The following is a 22,931-nucleotide window of genomic DNA, read 5'->3' as shown; positions in this document are numbered from 1 at the left end:
CAATACTTTGTATGTTACGCTTGAGAAGTTGAGATTAATAGTGATTTATTTGAGGAGTATTTTCGATGCAAAGAGCACTGATCATTTTTTCTACCCATATCTCCAGCATTTATATGTGGGTTGAGTGCTCCTTCAGATAAACCAGAGAAGCTATTTTCTTAGAGTATAGATCCTTCTTCAATCCAGATGGCGGCTTCCATAAGGACTTCTAGCAGGTAGGCACTCTTCCCTTCATGTTTTCGTTGTCACGCGATCCCTATGACAACTTTGAGGAGTGCTTCTTTATGTCTTTCAGATCGGGTAAACTTCATCCGTTTGCAAGCTATATGTTGATCTCAGGACTGAACTCTTTTGCCTTCAGTCTGATTACGACGATCAACTTGTTATATCAGATCGAGACCGTCAAGCTTAATCCACTACAACTTGTCCTCGTCGGTACGACGCTGGAGTCCGTCTGCTTTATCAGTCAGATACCTACTGGCGTGCTCGCAGATACCTATAGTCGGCGCAACTCTGTTGTGATTGGCTATCTATTGATGGGTATCGGCTTCCTGGTAGAAGGCTTCTTTCCCCATTTTCTAGCTATCCTGTTGGCTCAGATACTCTGGGGTTGCGGCATAACCTTCGTCAATGGCGCAGAAGAGGCCTGGTGCGCCGACGAAATGGGCGAAGAACAGGTCGGGCAGGCTTTTATCCGAGGAAATCAGGTTGGGCAGATAGCTTCTCTGCTCAGTATCCCATTGAGTATCTGGCTGGCTGTCAGCTATCGACTGAATATTCCAATCGTGCTGGGAGGCTCACTGTTTGTGCTGCTGGCGCTGCTTTTATGTAGATATATGCCAGAGCAGCATTTTCAGCCAGCACCTCGCGCTGAACGTGGCTCCTGGCGCTCTCTGGTGACGACTCTGATAGATGGAGGAAAAGCTGTCAGGCAAAGTCGCATGCTCCAGATTATCCTCTGGATCACAGTCTTCTCAGCCATGGCCAGCGAGGGCTTTGACCGCCTGGGAACCGATCACTTCATCCAGGATTTCACATTCCCAGCGTTGATCCATCTTAACCAGCTGGTCTGGTTTGGGGTCATCAATGCGGGCTCATTTGTTCTCTGCCTTGGAGCCACAGAGATTGTGCGACGTAGCGTAAAAACAGATAATCAATCTATGATGGTGCGGGTAATGTTCGCGGCTCAGATACTCTTAGTTGGAAGCATCATCGTCTTTGCGCTCTCCAACAGCTTCTCGCTGGCTTTGATCGCCTTCTGGTGCGCCAGTATCGGACGGCGTGCGGTCGCCCCCTTGCAGATGATCTGGATCACTCAGCATAGCGATCCACGCAGGCGAGCCACAATTATCTCTATGTTTGGTCAGGTCGACGCCATGGGACAGATCGCAGGCGGGCCAGCCGTGGGATATATCGGGACACTTGTCTCGCTACAGGCAGCTTTGCTGACAACCAGCGCAATCCTGACACCAAGTCTCATTTTCTTTGCACGAGCGTTGGGGCTCAGCAAAAAGGTTCCGCTACAGCAAGATACTCTGGAGGTATAAGAAGAGATAAAAAAAGAGGAGCCAGAATCTGGCTCCTCGCGATTACCTATACATAATAACATATTCTGGCTCAAAAGTCAAGCTTTTTGATGGGACGCCCCCAAACTCATTAATTTGACGATGAGAGGATTATATGTTATAGTTGCAGAATAGAAACAAAATACTAAACAGGCTATGAATAGGATAGGTTAGAGTATCCAGCAGATTTTTAGAGAGCGATGTCCCGGCTGAAAACATGGCGATCTGCCTACATCTAATGACCCCTATGAGCCAACCAGTGAACCATAAAGTAGTAGCTGGTCTTCGGGAGATGCGCCCGTTAGCGCGCAACGTCTTCGTCTTTATCTGGATAGCTGAGAGATATACTGCCGATAAGACCGAGACGATTAAGGTTCCATGATGTTGTCGCTCTGGCTGCTCTACGAGCAGATACGATGTCAGACTGACAGCGTGATAAAGTGGAATGAATGGTGGTGGTACCACGATAGGCGAAAAAATGCGCCCTCGTCCTCCTGGCAGGATGAGGGTTTTTTGTTGCATTTTTTTTACGTATCTTGCTCTTACAGAAAGGAGAGTCTGCAAATGGAACGTCTACGCACAAATGAGATGGCAGCTCATATCGGCACACGGATACGCGTATCCGGCTGGCTACAATCGATGCGACGCATGGGAGGCATCAATTTCCTGGTAATCCGCGATGGTTGGGGGATCGTCCAGGCTGTGGCCGAGACCGATGCTGAAATGCTCCCATTGCAGGCTGACGGCGTTGGAGTCGAGAGTATTGTGACGATCGAGGGAGAGGTCGAAAGCTCGGAGCAGGCTCCCGGCGGGATAGAACTCCATGAACTCTCCATAGAGGTCATGAATGCTGTCTCAGAAACGCCGCCAGTTTTGCTCAATAAGCGCAAACTCAATGCGCAACCAGCTACATTGCTTGATCATGCCCCTGTCACTAATAGACATCTGACGCGACGCGCAATTTTCCGACTCCATGCAGGCATCATGGCAAGTTTTCGGGACATCTTGACATCCAGATCATTTACGGAGATTCAAACGCCAAAAATTGTGGCCGCCGCCACCGAAAGCGGAGCTAACGTTTTCCAGATCGACTACTTTGGTCGTCCAGCCTATCTCGCCCAAAGTCCACAGTTTTATAAACAGATCATGGTAGGTGTCTTTGAGCGCGTCTTTGAAGTTGGTCCGGTGTTTCGAGCAGAGCCTCACGATACGACACGGCATCTGAACGAATATGTCAGTCTGGATGCAGAATTCGGTTTCATCAAAGATCATTTTACGGTCATGGCGCTGCTGCGAGATGTACTGGCACACATCCTTGAGAAGTTTGATCAGGACTATCGCACGGAGCTAGAGCTTTTACAGGTGAATATGCCCATTGTCCCGAGCGAAATCCCGGCGATACACTTTGCCGACGCGCAGGAACTTATTCTGAAGCTCCATCAGGTGGATGTCCGGGGCGAGCCAGATCTGTCGCCGCAGGACGAGCGCTGGCTGGGAGATTGGGCACTCAAAGAGTTTGGCAGTGATTTTCTGTTTGTGACAGGTTATCCAATGCGGAAACGACCATTTTATACGCATCCAGATCCCTTGCGACCCGAGTACTCAAACTCGTTCGACCTGCTCTTCAGGGGCACCGAGTTGGTAACTGGCGGACAACGGCTGCATCGCTATGAGGACTATCTCGCAGCGCTGGATAAAGCTCATCTGCCCACGGAGCCGTTTGATTACTACCTGGAGGCTTTCAAGTATGGGATGCCTCCTCATGGTGGCTTCGCCATCGGCTCCGAGCGCCTGCTGATGCAACTTCTGGGGATGCAAAATGTGAAGCTGGTGGCGACATTCCCGCGTGATATGCATCGGCTGGTGCCCTGACAGATTAGATGATAATAAGCTCTTCTCCACGTTTCTTGGATAGTATGCACGGTTCGGGAAAGTACCGGTACCGAGTCGTGCATATATGTATTTCTCCAGTTTTTCTTCATGAGAGATATTTTGTTGACAATGAATGGAGTATTCATCTATGTTTAAATGAGGAGTACTCCGCTGTACTCTCTCCATCTCTTATTTATTGTGACACGATATACACAGAGGTGTTGGCTTGTATCGCTTGTCTGCTTTATCCGAAAACGAGTTCAGATTGATAGCAAGGAGAGCTTTACTATGGCAGAGAAGATATCTCATCACAGGCGACGAAAATGGATGCTGGGTGTGATGATCCTGACAGTGATAGCTGTCACACTAATCACAGCGGTTGCTGGTCCAGTACGCACTGCTCTGGCACACGGCGCAATGACTTCGCCCGCCAGCAGAACATATGAATGCTACGAAGAAGGGCCAGAAAATCCCCAATCCGCCGCGTGCAAAGCGGCAGTAGCGTTGGGAGGCACGCAACCACTCTATGACTGGTTCGCGGTGCTACGCTCAGATGGCGCAGGCCGGACGCGTGGCTTTATCCCCGATGGTCAGCTTTGTAGTGGCGGCAATACAAAATACGCAGCCTATGATGCTGCTCGCAACGATTGGCCTGCGACAACCTTACAATCTGGTGCACAATACAACTTTACATATGCCGCCTGGGCACCTCATCCAGGCACCTTCACATTTTTCGTCACGAATAGCACCTACGATCCCACCAAACCGCTGACATGGGACAACTTACAGGCGACACCCTTCCTGACAGCGGTCCAGCCTCCCGTAGTCAATGGCTCCTATCACATGAGCGGACAGATACCCGCTGGCCTGACAGGACGACAAATCATCTATTCAGTCTGGACGCGCTCGGATAGTACCGAGACATTCTATGGATGTTCCGATGTGATCTTCACAAGTGGCGGAGGAACAGGGACCCCAACTCCCACACCGACACCGACACCGACACCTCCAGCATCATGTACCGCGACAGTCACCATCGGCTCCAACTGGGGAAGCGGCTATCAGGCAGCCATCACAGTGAAAAACACCAGCCTCCAGGGACTCGATCCATGGACAATTATGTGGACACTACCAGCCGGAGTAACGATCACCAGCGGATGGAACGCAACGATTACGCAGGATGGGACGATGGGGATGGCAGACGCTCCAAGTTGGAATCGTACACTACCCTCAGGTGCCTCAGTCATCGTCAACTATAATGCTAACGGCTCCGCCAGCCCGCCCCCGAGCGCGGTCATGCTGAACGGCATCGCCTGTAGCTGATCGATCGAATAGCCAGGCAGAACCAAAGAGAAAGCCGTTCCGTCAGATGATGGAACGGCTTTCTTTTACTGGGTGGACCTGAGGAGACTCGAACTCCTGACCTCCTCCATGCCATGGAGGCGCTCTACCAACTGCGCTACAAGCCCATACCTGTGAGATTGCTCTCACAAGGTATAATTATACACTATCTCTACAAGATTTTCAAGCATTTTTAACCGCAAGTATTAGCCGCCGCTGGGACCACCTTCCAGGCCAGGACGGGTCATGCTTTCGGGATCGAGAATACGATCCAACTCTTCTTCCGAAAGGCTTGTTTTTTCACGGGCAACTTCGCGCACCGATTGACCGGTCTTGTGGGCATGTTTGGAGATAGCTGCGGCTGCATCATAGCCAATCACAGGGGCCAGCGAGGTACAGATGGCCAGGCCGCGCTCAACCATCTCAGGTCCACGCGTGGTAGCTTTGAGGCCTTTGATGCATTGCTGGGTAAAGTTCTGTGCCACCGACGCCAGCAAGCGAATCGATTGTAAGAGATTATAGGTCGCAACGGGCATCATGACATTGATCTCGAAGTTACCAGCCTGACCGGCTACAGTCACCGTCGCATGATTTCCAATCACCTGAGCACAGGCCATACAGACGGACTCGGCAATCACAGGATTCACTTTACCAGGCATAATTGAGCTACCAGGTTGTACCTCAGGAAGCTCGATCTCGCCAATGCCGGCGCGTGGTCCAGAGCCTAACCAGCGAATATCGTTGGCAATCTTCATCAAGCTAACGGCAATCGTATTCAAAACACCACTGGCTTCCACAATGTTATCCAGCGTACTTTGAGCCTGAAAATGATTACTTGTCTCTTTGACTTCGATGCCATTCAGATTTGTCAGCCGCTCACAGACACGCGCAGCAAAAACGGGATCAGTGTTGACACCAGTACCGACGGCGGTGCCACCCAGAGCCAGCTCTGAGAGCTCGCTTTGCGCATGGTTCAGACGAATAATCGCCCGTTCAATCTGACCGGCATAGCCGGTAAATTCCTGTCCCAGGCGAATGGGAGTTGCATCCTGTAAATGCGTGCGCCCGGTCTTCACGACTGGCATAAACTCTTCAGCTTTAGCGGACAGTGCCTGTTGGAGTCCCAACAAAGCCGGCATCAAATGCTGCTCAATGCTAATCGATGCCGAGAGATGAATCGCGCTAGGAATCACATCATTGGAAGACTGCCCAAAGTTAACGTGATCATTGGGATGCACCTTGCGCGAGCCACGTGAGCCTCCCAGCAGTTCGCTGGCACGGTTGGCGATAACCTCGTTGGCATTCATGTTGGTGGATGTGCCTGAACCGGTCTGAAAAATATCGAGCACAAAATGCTCGTCCAGGGCACCATCGATGACCTCCTGGGCCGCCTGAACAATCGCCTCGGCAATCTGTGTATCAACGTGACCCAGCTCCGCATTCACCTGTGCGGCCGCCTGCTTAATCTGTCCTAAAGCGCGAATAAATTCACGCGGAAAACGTAGATCGCTGATGGGAAAATTTAAAACAGCACGTTGCGTACTGGCTCCATAATATGCTTCAACGGGAACCTGCATCTCACCCATAGAGTCGCGTTCCACGCGTGTATCTTGAGTCATATTCGACATAAAACCTCCTCTTCGAGCATGACATAACCTGTGGGTATTATATCATCCATAGCTCGTGCGCGCTCCATCCTCTGCGGGGAGAAGGGCCACATCCCATTGACTTGTATGGCGCTATGATCTTCGTTTATAATTCGTAGAGATAAACTCGTCTGGTTGTTTACCGAGAGGATAAAAACATGTTACTTGAGGCAACGATTCGCAAGATGCTTGTAGATGGTGATCAGTGGGCCAGCTGGCAGGGCTATCACATACCAGCCAGCGAAGACTATTTTGTCATTTGGACCCCAATCGGTACGCAGATGCATTGGAAGCCAGGTACATGGATCGCAACGAAGCATCAACTGAGCTACTTTTGGCCGGACGCCTGGTTTACGATTCATGCCGGATACGATGAAGAGGGAAATTGTATCAGCGGCTACTGCGATGTGGTTTTACCACGCTCAGATTATACGAATAGCACGCGCGAGTTAATTTATACGGACCTCTATATAGATGTTGTGGTGCGCGAGGATTATAGTGTCTATACAAAGGATCAAGAGGTCTTTGAGAGAGCGGCACAAAAATTCCCTCTGGTGGAGGAGTCACGCCAGCAATCCTTTGCAGCGCTTGATTGGCTTGAAGAACAGGCCAGACAATGGGCAGGACCTTTCGCAATTATTCCACGGAAACTGACGCGCACCGACTTCGAAACGCTCAGCCCCCTGGATGCTGGAAGCATCTTAAAAAACATCGCCTGATAAGAGAGTACTGATAAGCATACAAAGTGGAATTACTCGTAAAAATAATTCCACTGCAACTATCTCACTAGACACGATCCAGAGCGATGATCTTCCAGGTTTTGCCCTCCAGTTTCATCGTAAGATGAGCGTGATAGTGCAGGCTTGAACTCCGATCGATCGTCAACAAGATCTGTGTAGAATCATTTGAAGCAGGATCGATCGTCACATTCACAATCGCCCCGCTTTCACTATCAGAAGCCTGAGCCATCTGCATAAAAGTAGCCTCAGTCAAAGCCTGTCCACTGCTACCTTTGGCATTGGCAGCAACAAATGAATACGCCAGAGCATAATTTTTTTCCTTGACGGCCTGATAATATTCAGCCACCGTGGGAATACTTTTGACCGCCGCCTGGGGCCTCACAACGGGCGTGGGTGTCGGTGTCGGTGTGGATGGTACGGCTGATGGGATAGTAGCTGCTGATTGTCCAGGGGCATCGCTGCATGACATACAAAACAGAGCTACCAAAACAACAAAAAGGCTTATAAACAGAGATCTCTTCATAATTTCTTCCTATTTTCCTTCACGCGTTAACCCTTTTCACCAATAATCTCCATTAAAGCACGAAGAAACGCTAACAAAGTAAATATCATGTGAATAGCTTAGACAATCAGCAATCACCTTGTTAATTATGGCAACTATCATAAACAAATCCTACTAAAATATACGGACAAAGTGACAAATAAAGTACTTTGTGGCTATTTACAGTCAGAATGTTGTCATTTATGCTTTATATAATTTATATATTACATTATAATAATGTTACCCCATTCCAATCATTCACTATTTTCTCTATCAAGGCATATCTAGAAATCTACAACCACACAATATGGACCATTGTGAACAGTATAACTAGATAGAAAGAATCAGGCATCTAACTAAACGTACTTAAGAATGATTTTTTTATCAAGGAGATTATGGATGATGCCCTCAAGTTCACCGGGAGAAAACTATTCCTTTATTTCTCGCCTACAAAGATCAGCTGGCAATTCCCACGCCAGGCATCCTTTACTCTTTCTGGCAGTGAGTATGATTGCGCTACTAAGCGTAGCTGGAGGAACCTTTCTCACCTTCAACTTTGTACAGTCAGAATCTGCCCATGCGGCGGCACCTGATAATACAGCCGTCGAAAACTATAAATATAATAATGGACATACTGGCCTGGATGCCAACGAAACTATTCTAAATACCAGTAACGTCAATAAATCAACTTTTGGAAAAAAAATATCTTATCCAGTTGATGGGCAAATCTATGCGCAGCCTCTCTATATACCCAACTTGACTGTCAATGGAGCAACCCATAATGTTGTGATTGTGGCAACAGAGAATGACAGCGTCTACGCCTTTGACGCCGACCAGACAAACTCAACACAGGCACTCTGGAAGGTATCATTTCTGACAAACGGAGCCACGCCTCCCACCAACATAGACGTCAACTGCAACGATATGGTTCCGAGTATCGGGATCACAGGGACACCAGTCATCGATAACACGACCAACACCATGTATCTGGTCGCCTACACCAAAGAAAACGGCAACTTGATCTATCGTCTTCACGCCATGGACATCGCAACGGGACAAGAGAGACCAGGTAGTCCAACTGTTCTCAGTGGTTCAGTTACGGGCACCGGCGCGGGCACGGCCAATGGCAAGATTGTCTTTGATCCCAAATACGAGCGACAACGCGCCGCACTCTTGATGGAAAATGGCAACCTGTATATTGCGTTTGCATCCTTCTGCGATAACGGTCCGTATCACGGCTGGATCATGAGCTACAGCACAAGCACGCTCAAGCAAACATACATTTATAATGACACTGCAAATGGTCTCGAGGGTGGTATCTGGGCAGCCGGTGGTCCACTGGTAACCGATAGTGATGGCAACATCTACTTTATCAGTGGCAACGGTGACTTCAACCTGAACACCGCAGGCGGAGTCAATGCGGCGGATGCCATCGTCAAGATCAGTCCTCAGTTGCAGGTGCTCGACTACTTCTCACCATTTAATCAGCTCTGTCTGGAGCAAGCGGATGCCGACCTGGGCTCGGGGGGTATCTTAGTCGTGCCAGGCACGAACGAATTTATTCAATCAGGCAAAGAGGGCCGCATCTATGTGCTCAGCACTGCAAACCTGGGTAAATATACTCAGGACGCAAACTTAAGTTGTGCGGCCACCTCAACAGAGAGAAAACGTACCGACATCGATCAGGTCGTACAGGAACTTCCACCCAGCACCGTCGGTGGTGTCTATACCACGCCCGCCTACTGGAACGGAAATGTCTACTTCACAGGTGCCAACGATCACACCAAAGCCTTCTCATTCACCAATGGAAAATTATCAACGACCCCAACGTCTCAATCAGCGGTAAGCTCAGCATTCTCTGGTGGTGGAGCGATCGTTTCCGCCAATGGTACCCAGGCTGGTACAGGCATTGTCTGGACCAACAATACGCAGGGAACCGGACAACCAGGCGTGCTGCATGCCTATGATGCAACGGACCTCTCTAAAGAGCTTTACAACAGCAATATGACTCCAGGGCGCGATGCCTTAGACAGTTATGTCAAATTCGCCGCTCCGATCGTTGCTAACGGTGAAGTATTTGTTCCTACGGCACTAAGCCTGAGCATCTATGGCCTACTTAACAATGGATCAACGCAGCCAACACCAACGCCTGTAGCAACATCGACAGCCTCGGTGACGCCAACTGCATCAGTAACGCCAACCGCAACTGCAACGCCACCAGCCACCGCCAGCTACAACAACATCGGTATCACCGATGATACGCAACCAGGTCTGGGGAATCTGGATAACTATCACGATAGCTACTCAGCCGACGCGATCCGTACATATGCAGGCATCAATGCGGGAGATAATACCTTCTATAATGGTATGGTCTTCACATGGCCAGATACCCCCTCGGGAACTCCAGATAACTATGTGCCAACGGGACAAACCGTCGCAGTGACCCCATTGGGAGGTGCCAACATACTTGGCTTCCTGGGAGCCGCTACCGGCGGGCTCTCCTATGGGAAAGGAACCATCAATTATACCGATGGCTCAACACAAACGTTCACATTGGGATTTAGCGACTGGACACTAAACGCAGGTAAGGTTCCGGTCTCCTTTGGCAATGGCAAACTGGCCACTCTCCTCTACCGCAACACGTCAACAAGCTACCAACTTGTCACCAACTATGTGTTCTATGCTGATGTTGCCATGCAGGCAGGTAAAACGGTCAAAAGCGTGACACTACCTAAAACGACAACCGGTGGCACCATGCACATCTTCGCCATCTCGACCAAGCAGGGAGCAATCACCACCAATCCCACTCCGACCACTCCCTACAACAATATCGGGAGTAGCGATGATACCAACATGGCGGCGGGAAAATTCGATGGCAAGAACAGCTACTCAGCACAGGCAGCCCAGCTAGCTGGACTGATTCCAGGAGCATCGGTCAACGCCTATGATGCTACCTTCATCTGGCCAGCGGCAGATCCTGGTCAAGCCAATAATTATATTGTCCAGGGACAAACAATTCCCGTCAACCCGGTAAGCAATACACAGACATTGGCGCTTCTGGGCTCAGCCACCAATGGACTCTCGCAAGGGACGGCAACGATCACTTACAGTGATGGTACAACGCAGCCATTTCAATTAAGTTTCAGTGATTGGACCTTGAGCACGGCAGCACTGGCACCATATGCGAGCGATCGGATAGCTTTCTCAATGCCCTATCGTAATACTCCAGGTGGCAAGCAAGTTATGAATACCTTCGTATTCGAGACCGAAGTGGGATTGCAAGCAGGCAAGACAATAGCTAGCGTCAAACTTCCAAGCACAACCACAGGTGGTCAGATGCACGTCTTCGCAGTCGCCACCAAAGCTGATCCAGTCAATACAACCTCATTTAACAATGCGGCCATTAGCGATGACAGCAATACAGCGGGAGCAAGTTTATCGGGTACGTATAGCTATTCAAAGCAAGCACTCCAAAATGCAGGATTAACATCCGGTAGCATGTTTAGCCTCAATGGAATCAACTTTGTTTGGCCTAGTGGCACAGGAGCCCAGCAAAATAACTACAATGCGGTTGGACAATCCATCCCAGTGAACTCTGCCTATGGGGCAACAACACTAGCCTTCCTGGGCAGTTCAGTAAGTGGAAACGCCAGCGGCACAGCGACAATCAACTACGCCGATGGCACAACGCAAACAATCCAATTAGGTCTGAGCGATTGCGCCCTGGGCGGTGGTAGTCTCCAGCCAGCCTATGGTAATCAGATAGCCGCCACAGCGACCTATTGGAATCATGGAGGGAGCAAACAAACAATCAAAAATTACATCTTCTATACAGAGTTTACGCTATCAGCGTACAACGAGCCGATAGCCAGCATCACACTACCGAACAATAACCACTTACACATCTTCGCAGTCGCCACACGTTAACATGACAGCGGTCTTCCAACATGCAAATGAGCTTTGCATGTTGGAAGCATAAATAAAGATTCCTTACAAATTTCAAGTAAACGATAACTCATTTCTCCGGCACTCCCCCATACATTGCCACTGCTTCTCATGCATAGATACTCATAGAACGCAGCTTGTAGAATCCTAATCTTTGTCCCTTTACAGCTCTGCATGATCACCAATATATCTTCATTGACAGGCAAGTATTTCTATGCTACTCTAAAAAAGGTAAACGTTACCCTTAATTGCATCTCTTGCTGTCCTACCCCTGATCATGCAGAGACGGTCAGGGCATGCATCAGCTTGCAATGTTGTCACAACATGCCTAAGACATGATGTCATCATAGCACCGCCGTTTTTAAGCAACTACCCCTCTGTGCGTGATTAAACTTACTTCTCATTGGTTGGATTGCAAATTTCCAACCGGATCAGTATGAATACATGGAAGGACTAAATGCTATGCAAGATGCAAAGAAGATCAGGCATACAAAAACTCCAATCATTTTTGTTGTGCTTATTCTGATCATGAGTACCCTGGGACTCCTGGCAACGCTTCCTCATAATGCGTCGGCCGCCAATACCACAACGACAGCAGTGCTGACAACCGTACGCTATGAGGCTGAGAACGCCTACCTCACCAGTGGAACAAAGATAGATACAGGTGCAACTGGATATAGTGGTAGCGGTTATGTGGATGGATATAGCGCAGTCGGGGCCAAGGCTATTTTTGCGGTTAATATCCCTTCCGATGGAACCTACGCTGTGGCAACCCAGTATGCAAATAGTGCTGGAGCAGCAAAAACATTGCATATTGTGGTCAATGGCATCGTCCAACAGCAAGCCTCATTCCCGGCCACAGCTAACGGAAATACGTGGGCAGCCAGCACAGTCAATTTGACGCTGCGCGCAGGTATCAATACGCTCTCATACATTTACAGCAGCGGCGATAGTGGCAACATCAGCCTGGATTATGTCAGTATCCCCAACGACACCGCTCCGGTCACGCGTGGTGCCACGCTTCCCTATGTCGAATATGAAGCCGAGAACGCTACCACGAACGGGACCACGATCGGAGCCGATCGAACTTATTTAACTACGGCCTCCGAGTCATCGGGACGTAAAGCAGTCAAGCTAAGCGCACAGGGACAATATGTTGAATTTACACTGACGCAGGCCGCCAATGCTATCGATCTGCGTTATAGCATCCCAGATTCATCTGACGGGACAGGTTCAACCGCCGCTTTGAGTCTCTATGTCAATGGCACATACAGTAAAGCACTCTCATTAACCTCCAAATATAGCTGGGTATATGGTGGCTATCCTTACGACAACACACCTGGTGATGGCAGCGCACATCATTTCTTTGATGAGACGCATGTACTGCTTGGCTCAACCCTGGCAGCAGGTACAAAAGTGCGCGTGCAGATAGACGCAGCCGATACGGCGGCATATTATGTCATTGATCTGGCTGATTTCTACGCAGTACCTGCGGCTTACACACAGCCAGCATCAGGCTATATCTCAGTGACCTCCTCACCATATAATGCCGATCCCACCGGCACGGCAGATGCCACACAGGCAATCCAGAATGCAATTAACGCAGCAGAAGCCGCAGGCGAAGGCGTGTGGATTCCTGCCGGGACGTATACAGTGACCAGCCATCTCACACTGAACAATGTAACCATGCGTGGAGCGGGTCCATGGTATACAACATTGCAGGGCAACGGCGTTGGCCTGTACGGCACATCGGGAGCGACGAACGTCCAGCTATACGATCTATCGGTGATAGGTCAAACGACCGTACGCAACGAGAGCTCGGTAGATAGTGGCGTCGGAGGTACGCTGGGCATTGGGTCGGTCGTCCAGAACCTCTGGATGGAGCACTCCAAGGCAGGAATATGGACCGATGGTCCAGCCAGCGATCTGCTGATTGTTGGAGACACCATTCGTGACACCTTTGCCGATGGTATTAATCTGTACACGGGTACGAGTCATACCACGGTCGAACAAACGCAGGTACGCAATACAGGCGACGATGGCATGGCGATGTACTCGCTATCGAATGCGGATCAAAATAACACATTCGCGTTTAACACCGTGCAACTCCCGATGCTGGCCAATACCTTTGGCGTCTATGGTGGATCGAATAACAGCGTCACCGATAACGTTGGGGCCGATACGATCAGTACAGGAGCTGGCGTAGTGATTGGCAATATGTATGGAGCAGTCGCACTCAGTGGTACGACAACCGTGGCACGTAACACATTGCAACGCACTGGCTCTGTGGATCGCAATACACAGCTGGGATTGAAAGAGGATGGAGCCATCTGGCTCTTTGCTAATGACAGTAGTATACCGGCACCGATTAATGTGACAGGCAATGAGATTGATGATAGTACCTTCTCAGCAATCCAATTTCTGGGAGCAAGTGGAAACAGTATCACAAATACAACCGTGAGCAATGACACCATCAATACCGCTGGCGCTTACGCCATCCAGGAAGAGGCACCTGGTTCAGCCTCATTTAGCGGAGTTGCCGCAACCGGATTAGCGCTGGGCGGACAATATAATTGCTCAACCGCCTTTACTGTCACGCAGGGAACTGGTAACACTGGCTGGAGCGATGTGCACTGTGGCTCTACAACCACCAATCCCACCCCAACGCCAACCTCGGCTCCAACTCCAACTCCAACCTCTATTCCGACACCGACTCCAACCTCCACACCAGTCTCGACTCCAGCCGGGACACGCGTACTGGCGATTGATGCCGGTGGTAGTACGTCGGGCGACTTTGTCGGGGATATAGATTTCAATCAGGGCAACACGGCTTCGGATACCTCGACTGCGATCAATACCAGTGGAGTAAGCACTTCTGTCCCGCAGGGAGTCTGGCAGACCTGTCGCTGGAATAGCTCTTTCACCTACACCATTCCAGGCCTGACGGCGGGTGGAAACTATACAGTAGCGCTGGACTGGGCAGAACTGACCTTCCAGGGAGCAGGACAGCGGGCGTTCAACGTGGCGATCAACGGCAGTCAGGTCCTAAGCAACTTCGATGTCGAAGCCAGCGGGGGATATAAGACAGCGGTACAAAAGCAATTCGTCGTTACCGCCAATAGCAGCGGGCAGATCGTGATCGCTTTCACCCAGGGAAGCGCCGATAATCCCTTCATCAACGGCATCGAACTCTGGACAGCGACAGCTGGAGCCCCTCCAGTCCCCGCAACGCCGGTAAAAGCCATCGATGCTGGCGGTAGCGCATCGGGCAACTTCGTGGCCGACACAGGGTATAACCAGGGCAATACAGCTTCGGATACCTCGACCTCGATCAACACCGGTACAATCAGCAATCCCGCTCCACAGGCAGTCTGGCAAACCTGTCGCTGGAATAGCTCTTTTACCTACACCCTTACCGGACTCACTGCTGGAAAATCTTATACACTCAAGCTCGACTGGGCGGAACTAACCTTCCATGGAGCTGGCCAACGCGCATTCAACGTAGCCATTAACGGCAGTCAAGTCCTGAGCAACTTTGATGTCGAAGCCACCGGAGGATATAAGACGGCAGTACAAAAGCAGTTTACGGTCACAGCCAATGGCAGTGGACAAATCATAATTGCTTTCACTCAGGGTACCGCTGACAATCCCTTCATCAGCGGCATCGAACTCTACTAACATCAGGTGTATAGACAGCAACCGTTGAGATAGCAAGGAAGCTATCGTCATACAACTGCTGACTGGCAAAGATGTCACGAGGAAAGCATCCTGAAGCAGATCGTATCCAAAAGATACCTGCTTCGGGATGCAATTGAAAATTAGAAGTTTTAGCATAGCAGTACCCCTTCTATCCGCCTGTCTCATCTACTCCTTACTATAATAATAAGCCACATAAATTATTCTGATTCTATATTTTATATTTGATACGTACAACTTTCTACAAAAAAATACGTGCCACATTTTTTCTATAGCAGTGCGTTATTCTAAATAGAATGATCATAGTGAATTCTATCAGAGAGGATTACTGCATATGATTATGGACTTATTGAACAATGCAAATGTGGTAATTGGGTTCATCACTGGTTGTATCACCATCATAACAACAGTTGCCAGCGCGTTCTCGAAGAGAAAGTCTGTACGGCACAATTTAGAAGATCCCTCAGTCCCAATAAATATTCGTGTCTCTCTTGAATCACAGTGGAATGGTTATGGTCTACTCGCAAAAATCATCAATGGCGTGATTCGAGGCAGTTTGGCAGCGGTTTTTTCAACTATTATTATCATTTTTGTCATTAATTTTTTCTTTGTCTTTCAAGAGCACCTGCATTACATGCAGTTGTTCTCTGACGCTCAAAGTGCTGAGGACGCTTCAAGCATATTCAAAGAAGCGATCGCGAATCTTGGCAACGTCTTCTCTTTTTCTAATCCAGCAATCTCCGCTATAGGTGCTGTTGTGGGATGTCTGATTGGTATCAGCACAGGCATTTCAACTGTGACAAAAGCTTAGATTAATCTCTTATGTTCTCTCATGCGTTATACAGATAACAGCAACAATTTGGAAAAGGGAATCTGTATGACGATTGAATTATCAGAGGAGATGCAGCAACAATTGGCCTCCTCCGGGATAGTCGAGTATGATGAGGTAGCATTACGTGAGGCGCTTGAACAGCATACAACGACGTATACGCTAATTAAGCTTGCAGTATGGCCAGCACGGCGTTGGAAATGCCACTACCGCTTAATGCTCAAGGATGGGATGTACGACGCCCAAAACGTCTCTGAGGCTTATGCAAGGGGTATTCTGGCGCTGATTCAGAGTGGTGATGATACAAAGTCTTCCACTTGAGAAGTTTTAATCATTGGTATCAGAAATGGTACTATTTCACAAATACCGTTACCTTGTTCCTATGTTGTTTCTTTTTGGCATTGTTATCGTTTATTATTAAGAGGTGAGCAAAAGGGATAAACATTTTTAAGTATCTCACCAATAAATATTCATCATTTTATCACGGGAAAGGAACCGTCAAACTTATGCAACGTACCATGTGTAAAGGGAAGATCCATCGTGCCACCGTTACTCAGGCGAATCTGAATTACATCGGCAGCATCACAATCGACCAGGATCTGTTGGATGCTTCAAACATTTATCCATATGAAAAAGTCCAGGTTGTCAACATCAACAACGGTTCACGTCTGGAGACATATGCCATCGCAGGAGCCCGCGGTTCTGGAGTAATCTGCTTGAATGGTGCCGCAGCGCGTCTGACTGCTGAGGGCGACATAGTTATTATTATCAGTTATGCACAATATACCGAAGAAGAGATCCGTAACCTTGTCCCACAGATCGTTTTCGTCGATGATGAAAATCGCTTGACCGAGAAAAAAGATGTTCCTTTGATCGAAATGTTGCCCACACTCGAAGATCAGATCGTCTCCGAAGCTGAAGCATTGCTCTTCTAGAAGCTTCGAGTAGTCAACTTCATTCAGCCTCAAGGCATGGATGAATTGCTACTTACCCCCAACCTAACAAACGTTAGTTAGTATACAATCCCTCCTCACCAATCATCACATAAAACAAATTCTACAAAATAAGATATTTTGTGCCTTTTTATTCATGTTAAGAAAGGGATAAAAATCCTTTCGCTGGCACTATCAATGCTCCCCGACGTAGCGGCGCGGCTCCGCCGTGCTGTCTGTGACTCGTACGGCAACGTTGCCTATGGCGTTCCATTGAGAGACGCTTCCAGGCCGAATCATACGAGTCACAGACAGCACGGCGGAGCCGCGCCGCTACGTCTGCTGGCTTGATCTCTTTGAAGAGTATTGCACACAAGAGTACGACACTTGTCAATTTCCTATCTGGCCGAGGATAATAAGAATGATATAGTCAGGGCGTAAAAAGAAAGTAGAAAAAGATGGGTAAGATTACATCGTTACAGACGCAGGCCAGCGATCCCAATCGCATCAGTATCTTTGTGGATAATCATTTTCTGATGGGCGTGAACGCGCTGATTGTGCTTAAGATGGGGCTGCGCTTGCAGCAGGAGCTGACAAAGGTCCAGATTGAGCAGTTGGAGCAGGAAGAGACGCTACAGAAGGCGACGGATCGTGCGATGAATTATCTCGCCTCGCGTCCACATAGCCGGCAGGAGGTGCAGCGCTATCTGAAGCAGAAGGAGACGCCTCCCGAGCTGATTGATACGGTCTTGGAGCGTCTGAATGAGCTCAATCTGATCAATGATGAGACGTTCGCAGAGTTCTGGGTGGAGTCGCGAGGACACTTTCGTCCCAAGGGTGCTCAGGCTCTGCGCAGCGAGTTGAAGATGAAGGGGGTGAAGCGCGAGGTGATCGATGAGATTGTTACGGGTGAGCAGGATGAGGAGCTGGCCCTTACGGCGGGACGAAAAAAGGCTGTGACGCTGGTACGTCAGCCAGATATTGATTTCAATGCCTTTCGTGCGCGGCTTGGGCCATTTTTACAACGCCGTGGTTTTAGCTACGAAGTCACCAAACATGTCGTCCAGCAGCTCTGGCAAGAGTTTAAAGACGAAAACCCTGATGATGACTTCTAAGCTCATTTCACAGTCGGCAACGGAACTGTCGGCACATTGGTCGGGTCCACTACATTAATATGGATCTGTCCAAGATTGGTAGGTACGCTATCCCCATAAGACAAACGTACAGAGGTAACGGTTGGATCTAAATCTTTGTGGGTCGCGATAACGGCTCGGGCCGCCTTGAGATTGTCTCCCTTGATGTGATTTTTGATATCCTGCAATTCGCTGTCGGGTATCTGATAACGGGATACTCCGGCTGCGGCAATAGCGATCGTGACGTTGCCATTTGTGTCACGGTTACGTACCACAGGATTGCCCACCCTGGTCATAGAATCGATAAGCACATAGTTCGTAGCCAGCTTCTTCTTCAACACCTGCAACGCAAGTGTACGTACATCACTTGGATTGAAGTACTCCACGCTCCCCTGCTCGGTCATGCTCAAAGTCATAGAAGTACTGACAGTACCAACGGCCGGAGTGGGTGTCACCTGACCATCAGAGTAGACGATATCCCCCACCAATGTGGTCCCGTTAGTGCTGGCTTGCTTATGCAGATTCTGTGAGATCTGCGTTTGTAGCGATGGTCGTATTTTGGCGGAAAGAATCACGACATCGTTTTGAGAAACTGTTTGCTTACATTCGAAGATTTGTAAGACACAACCACTCTTCCCGGTTGGCAACCCTGACGTACTTCCTTGTTGTGAGTTCGTATAAACGTTTGCGGGGATAATTCCTTTGTTGGCGTCGACGGACTTCACGCCGGGCCGGGCCTCAAATGTAAAGACGCTGCTGACTGTCTGGACACGCGGTGAGAGCGTAACGGTTGCCGTCGTCGATAGTTGGACGATCATATAACCAACGCCACCAATCGCGATCAACACCACAAGAATCATGATTAAAAAAACGATAAATGCACGTGGGCGACGCTTTGAACGCTTTTTTGGCTGCCTGGTCATGCCAGGCGCCGGGGCTGGATGCTGCTCTGGCGGACGGCTCAAGACATTCGCGACGAGAGATTTGCGTTTGGGTTTGGGCATCAAAGATTGACTGAGCTCGGTCGTTGGAGCATCATAATCAGTCTTCTTGAATCCATCCCCTTTTTGCGCCATCGCTGGCAAGATGGTCCCCTGGTTCATGGACGGCGAGGCAGAATTGCGTGCTGGTTGCAGAGATCCAGCCGATCCCGTAGACTGCAAAGCTTTCTGTTCCGAAGTCGTCTGTCGGCGCGTGGACATCGTCCCGGGCGCGATAACAGGAGGCTCAGCGGATGATCTTCTCACCGGTGGACGCGACGTCGATGATCCACCCACTCTAAGCGGTGGACGCGATGTCGATGACGCTCCGTTCTCAGGCAGGGATGGGCGGGACATGGGCTCGGTGCCACGGTTCTCCAGCGCAAAATGAGCGCCAGTCACCCGATTTGACGATGGTGGAGCAAGATCGCTCTGCGTTGGCTCAGCATCATCATCCAGGAATGGACGCGACGGATGCGATGCAACAGGTGGTTCGGCACTAACAGTACGCGTTTTTTGCGAAGTAGTGAGAGATTTGTAAGCATGCTCAAAAGAGAGTAACAAATCATCAACGCTTCCAAAGCGATCCTCGGGGTCCGGCTCCAGACAGCGATCAATCACGCTCATCAACGGGATGGGCAAATTTTGCATAGTCTCAGCACGTGGTGGGACGCCTGTCAGCATGACATGGAGGATCACACCAAGCGAATAAATGTCATTACTGGCGGCCGCAATGCCTTTGAGGCGTTCAGGAGCCATATAATCAGCAGTACCGAGAGCGCGTCCATTATCGCTCAAAGGGCCGCTTGTCAACACACCCTGCGACGAAGCGATGCCGAAGTCGATCAAGCGTACATACGTACGACCTCCATCATCCTCGGTGTCCAGCAAGATATTGGCGGGCTTGAGATCGCGATGGACGATACCTCTCTTGTGCAGATAAGAGACGGCTCGACATAAAGCACTAAAAAGTTCGTGTACCTCGGTGATCGGGAGCGCGCCACGAATGAGACGCTGGGTAAGTGTGCCTCCTTGAATATAAGGAGTCACAATAAACAAGCGTCCCTGCTCCTCGCCAAATTCGAGCAGGGGCAGGATGTGGTCGTGCTTGAGGTAGGAGGCGACTTCGGCCTCGCGCAAAAAGCGCTGCCGGGCCAGTGCGTCATTGACGAGATCGGACCGGATGATTTTGACTGCGACTTCCCGTCCAAATGCGCTACGCTGATGCGCCAGGTAGACCTCGCCCATGCCCCCCACATCGATGCGCCGGATTAAATCGTAATTACCAAATTTTTGCAGATCAAGCCCCTCTTCTTTTTGTGGACGCTTGCGCTCTGAAATGAAACCATGTTGTTCGTTCATACGCCTGCTTCAGCTTAACGCCTTACTATAAGGACCCCACAGTAACATATTCTTACTATGGATTATTCTATCATTGAGGGACGCATTAAACGTAGAAAAGAGAGAAAATGGCTATACCGATTAAGCAGGAAAGGTTTGACATAACGTACATACTAAGAGCAGTATAGCATCTAGTCAGTCAGAAGTGAAGAGGTAGGAAATGGGCAGGAAAATTGAGAATTTGTGTGCCTATCCCCTTGCGAATTGGGTCCTTATGTTGTATTATATAGCCGGTTCGCACTCTAAGTAAGAGAGTGCTAAAGATCCTGGAGGGTAAGGAAACCTTGCCTTCTTGAACATAAATCAGAACTGAACAAGGAGGAATGGGAGTATGGCAATCAAACTTCAGCCCCTGGGCGACCGCGTGGTGGTCAAGGGCCTTGCCCGTGAAGCAGTTACACGTAGTGGTATTGTACTGCCAGATACAGCAAAAGAAAAGCCCCAGGAGGGTGAGATTCTGGCAGTTGGATCTGGAAAAGTACTGGATAACGGCAAACGTAGCGCAGTAGAAGTTGCCGTCGGACAACATGTGTTATTTGCTAAATATGCCGGTACCGAAGTAAAGATCGACGGCCAGGAGTATTTGATCCTGCGCGAGAGCGACATCATGGGTATTGTGGAATAGATAAGTAACAAGATTGTATCAGAGGAGTAAATTTCGTGGCAAAACGAGTACAGTTTGATGAACAGGCCCGCCACTCTCTGAAAAAGGGAATGGATACAGTGGCGAATGCGGTCCGAGTGACCATTGGACCCAAGGGGCGCAACGTAGTGCTAGATAAAAAGTTTGGCGCTCCCACAATCACGAACGATGGAGTCAGCATCGCTCGCGAAATTGAGTTACCTGATGCATTTGAAAACATGGGTGCCCAACTGCTGAAAGAAGCAGCCACAAAGACAAACGACGTTGCAGGCGATGGCACAACCACAGCTACCGTGCTGGCACACGCAGTCGTCAACGAAGGACTGAAGAACCTGGCCGCAGGAGCCAATCCAATGATCCTACGCCGTGGCCTGGAAAAAGGCGTTGAAGCAGTTATCGCCGAGATCAAATCGCAAGCCAAGCCAGTCGAGACGCAGGAAGAGATCGCTCAGGTCGCCTCAATCTCAGCCGGAGACGCCGAGATCGGTACCTTGATCGCCGAAGTCATGGAAAAAGTCGGCAAAGACGGAGTCATCACCGTTGAAGAGGGCCGCGGCATCACGACCGAGAAAGAATATACCGAAGGTATGCAGTTCGATCGTGGTTTCATCTCCCCCTACATGTCAACCAACCAGGAGCACACAGTCGCCGAGCTCAGCGATCCCTACATCCTTGTGACAGACAAGAAGATCAGCGCCATCGCCGACATCCTGCCAATCCTGGAAGCAGTACTCCAGACGGGCCGCAAAGACCTGGTCATCATCTCAGAGGACATCGACGGCGAAGCATTGGCAACATTGGTCGTCAACAAAATGCGCGGAGCATTCAACGTCCTGGGCGTCAAAGCTCCTGGATTCGGTGATCGCCGCGACGCCATGCTCGAAGACATTGCCATCCTGACAGGTGCCACCGTCATCACCGAGAAGACAGGTCTCAAGCTTGAGAGCGCCACCCTCGAAGACCTCGGTAGCGCCCGCACAGTCACCTCCAACAAAGACGTCACGACCATCGTCGACGGCGCCGGAGAGCATCAGAACATTCAGGCCCGCGTATCCCAGATCCGCATGTTGATCAACGAGACCACCAGCGACTACGACCGCGAAAAGCTTCAGGAGCGACTGGCTAAATTGGCCGGTGGTGTAGGTGTCATCCGCGTCGGTGCAGCCACCGAGGTCGAGATGAAAGAGAAGAAGCATCGCGTTGAAGATGCTCTTTCAGCTACACGAGCAGCCATCGAAGAGGGAATCGTCCCAGGTGGTGGTTCCGCACTTGTACACGCCATCAAAGCCCTCGACAGCGTCCAGGCGACAGCGGGCGACGAAGCAACCGGAGTGTTCATCCTGCGCCGCGCCCTCGAAGAGCCATTGCGCCAGATCGCATTCAATGCAGGCAAAGATGGAGCAGTCGTGGTGGCAGGCGTACTCAGCAGCCCACATGGCTTCGGCTTCAACGCCCTGACAAACGAGTATGTGGACATGGTCAAAGCTGGTATCATCGATCCAGTGAAAGTCACACGCTCAGCGTTACAGAACGCAGTCAGCATCGCCAGCATGGTACTCTCAACCGATACCCTGATCAGCGACATCCCAGAAGAGAATCCAGCACCAGCCGGCGCCGGCGGTATGGGTGGTATGGGCGGCGGTATGCCAGGCATGGGCATGATGTAG

Annotated in this window: 17 protein-coding genes and 1 tRNA gene; 13 read left to right on the top strand and 5 right to left on the bottom strand. The window is 49.9% G+C overall.

What is annotated here, in order from left to right:
* The first annotated feature begins 284 nt into the window (after positions 1 to 284).
* The gene (locus tag AC27N8_RS22900; protein ID WP_487069710.1) at positions 285 to 1,547 is read left to right on the top strand and encodes an MFS transporter; all 1,263 of its coding nucleotides are present in this window, start codon (positions 285 to 287) and stop codon (positions 1,545 to 1,547) included.
* A gap of 129 nt (positions 1,548 to 1,676) precedes the next feature.
* On the opposite strand, the gene AC27N8_RS22895 is transcribed toward AC27N8_RS22900, so the two are convergent.
* Positions 1,677 to 2,087, bottom strand: a complete 411-nt coding sequence (locus AC27N8_RS22895; protein WP_487069709.1) for a hypothetical protein — start codon at positions 2,085 to 2,087, stop codon at positions 1,677 to 1,679.
* A gap of 42 nt (positions 2,088 to 2,129) precedes the next feature.
* Here AC27N8_RS22895 and aspS point away from each other — a divergent pair, with 42 nt between their 5' ends.
* Complete coding sequence (gene aspS / locus AC27N8_RS22890) at positions 2,130 to 3,437, top strand: aspartate--tRNA(Asn) ligase (protein ID WP_487069708.1); 1,308 nt, start codon at positions 2,130 to 2,132, stop codon at positions 3,435 to 3,437.
* 288 nt (positions 3,438 to 3,725) lie between these two features.
* Positions 3,726 to 4,760, top strand: coding sequence for a lytic polysaccharide monooxygenase (locus tag AC27N8_RS22885; protein ID WP_487069707.1), 1,035 nt, complete (start codon positions 3,726 to 3,728; stop codon positions 4,758 to 4,760).
* A gap of 73 nt (positions 4,761 to 4,833) precedes the next feature.
* Here AC27N8_RS22885 and AC27N8_RS22880 read toward each other — a convergent pair.
* Together AC27N8_RS22880 and AC27N8_RS22875 are read right to left on the bottom strand one after the other, a co-directional pair.
* Positions 4,834 to 4,906, bottom strand: a tRNA-Ala gene (locus AC27N8_RS22880).
* Between the two features lie 78 nt (positions 4,907 to 4,984).
* Entirely contained in the window at positions 4,985 to 6,397 is a 1,413-nt protein-coding gene (locus AC27N8_RS22875) for a class II fumarate hydratase (protein ID WP_487074741.1), read from the bottom strand.
* Between the two features lie 185 nt (positions 6,398 to 6,582).
* Between AC27N8_RS22875 and AC27N8_RS22870 the strand changes: the two genes are divergently transcribed.
* Positions 6,583 to 7,143 carry a DUF402 domain-containing protein gene (locus AC27N8_RS22870; protein WP_487069706.1) on the top strand — a complete coding sequence of 187 codons (561 nt, stop codon included), beginning with the start codon at positions 6,583 to 6,585 and terminating at the stop codon, positions 7,141 to 7,143.
* 67 nt (positions 7,144 to 7,210) lie between these two features.
* On the opposite strand, the gene AC27N8_RS22865 is transcribed toward AC27N8_RS22870, so the two are convergent.
* Positions 7,211 to 7,687: a hypothetical protein gene (locus tag AC27N8_RS22865; RefSeq protein WP_487069705.1), complete on the bottom strand. Its 477-nt coding sequence runs from the start codon at positions 7,685 to 7,687 to the stop codon at positions 7,211 to 7,213.
* Between the two features lie 417 nt (positions 7,688 to 8,104).
* On the opposite strand from AC27N8_RS22865, the gene AC27N8_RS22860 reads away from it, so the two are divergent.
* The 7 genes from AC27N8_RS22860 (at position 8,105) to AC27N8_RS22830 (ending at position 18,222) form a co-directional block, all read left to right on the top strand.
* Positions 8,105 to 11,632, top strand: a complete 3,528-nt coding sequence (locus AC27N8_RS22860; RefSeq protein ID WP_487069704.1) for a hypothetical protein — start codon at positions 8,105 to 8,107, stop codon at positions 11,630 to 11,632.
* Between the two features lie 480 nt (positions 11,633 to 12,112).
* Complete coding sequence (locus AC27N8_RS22855; RefSeq protein WP_487069703.1) at positions 12,113 to 15,328, top strand: malectin domain-containing carbohydrate-binding protein; 3,216 nt, start codon at positions 12,113 to 12,115, stop codon at positions 15,326 to 15,328.
* 352 nt (positions 15,329 to 15,680) lie between these two features.
* Positions 15,681 to 16,157 carry a hypothetical protein gene (locus AC27N8_RS22850; RefSeq protein WP_487069702.1) on the top strand — a complete coding sequence of 159 codons (477 nt, stop codon included), beginning with the start codon at positions 15,681 to 15,683 and terminating at the stop codon, positions 16,155 to 16,157.
* A gap of 66 nt (positions 16,158 to 16,223) precedes the next feature.
* Positions 16,224 to 16,496, top strand: a complete 273-nt coding sequence (locus AC27N8_RS22845; protein WP_487069701.1) for a hypothetical protein — start codon at positions 16,224 to 16,226, stop codon at positions 16,494 to 16,496.
* Positions 16,497 to 16,681: 185 nt separating this feature from the next.
* Positions 16,682 to 17,110: an aspartate 1-decarboxylase gene (gene panD / locus AC27N8_RS22840; RefSeq protein ID WP_487069700.1), complete on the top strand. Its 429-nt coding sequence runs from the start codon at positions 16,682 to 16,684 to the stop codon at positions 17,108 to 17,110.
* Between the two features lie 195 nt (positions 17,111 to 17,305).
* Positions 17,306 to 17,458, top strand: coding sequence for a hypothetical protein (locus AC27N8_RS22835; RefSeq protein ID WP_487069699.1), 153 nt, complete (start codon positions 17,306 to 17,308; stop codon positions 17,456 to 17,458).
* A gap of 107 nt (positions 17,459 to 17,565) precedes the next feature.
* On the top strand, positions 17,566 to 18,222 hold the full coding sequence (locus AC27N8_RS22830) for a regulatory protein RecX (RefSeq protein WP_487069698.1): 657 nt from the start codon (positions 17,566 to 17,568) through the stop codon (positions 18,220 to 18,222).
* A gap of 2 nt (positions 18,223 to 18,224) precedes the next feature.
* Here AC27N8_RS22830 and AC27N8_RS22825 read toward each other — a convergent pair whose 3' ends face one another.
* The gene (locus tag AC27N8_RS22825; protein WP_487069697.1) at positions 18,225 to 20,582 is read right to left on the bottom strand and encodes a serine/threonine protein kinase; all 2,358 of its coding nucleotides are present in this window, start codon (positions 20,580 to 20,582) and stop codon (positions 18,225 to 18,227) included.
* Positions 20,583 to 20,952: 370 nt separating this feature from the next.
* On the opposite strand from AC27N8_RS22825, the gene groES reads away from it, so the two are divergent.
* Both groES and groL read left to right on the top strand, forming a co-directional pair.
* A complete protein-coding gene (groES, locus tag AC27N8_RS22820; RefSeq protein WP_487069696.1) occupies positions 20,953 to 21,246 on the top strand; it encodes a co-chaperone GroES in 294 nt (97 codons plus the stop codon).
* A gap of 35 nt (positions 21,247 to 21,281) precedes the next feature.
* Positions 21,282 to 22,931: a chaperonin GroEL gene (groL, locus tag AC27N8_RS22815; RefSeq protein WP_487069695.1), complete on the top strand. Its 1,650-nt coding sequence runs from the start codon at positions 21,282 to 21,284 to the stop codon at positions 22,929 to 22,931.

The sequence above is a fragment of the Dictyobacter sp. Z7_2 genome, from assembly GCF_057551105.1.
The sequence above is the reverse complement of the archived record's forward strand: the minus strand, read 5'-3'. Positions and strand labels throughout refer to the sequence as shown.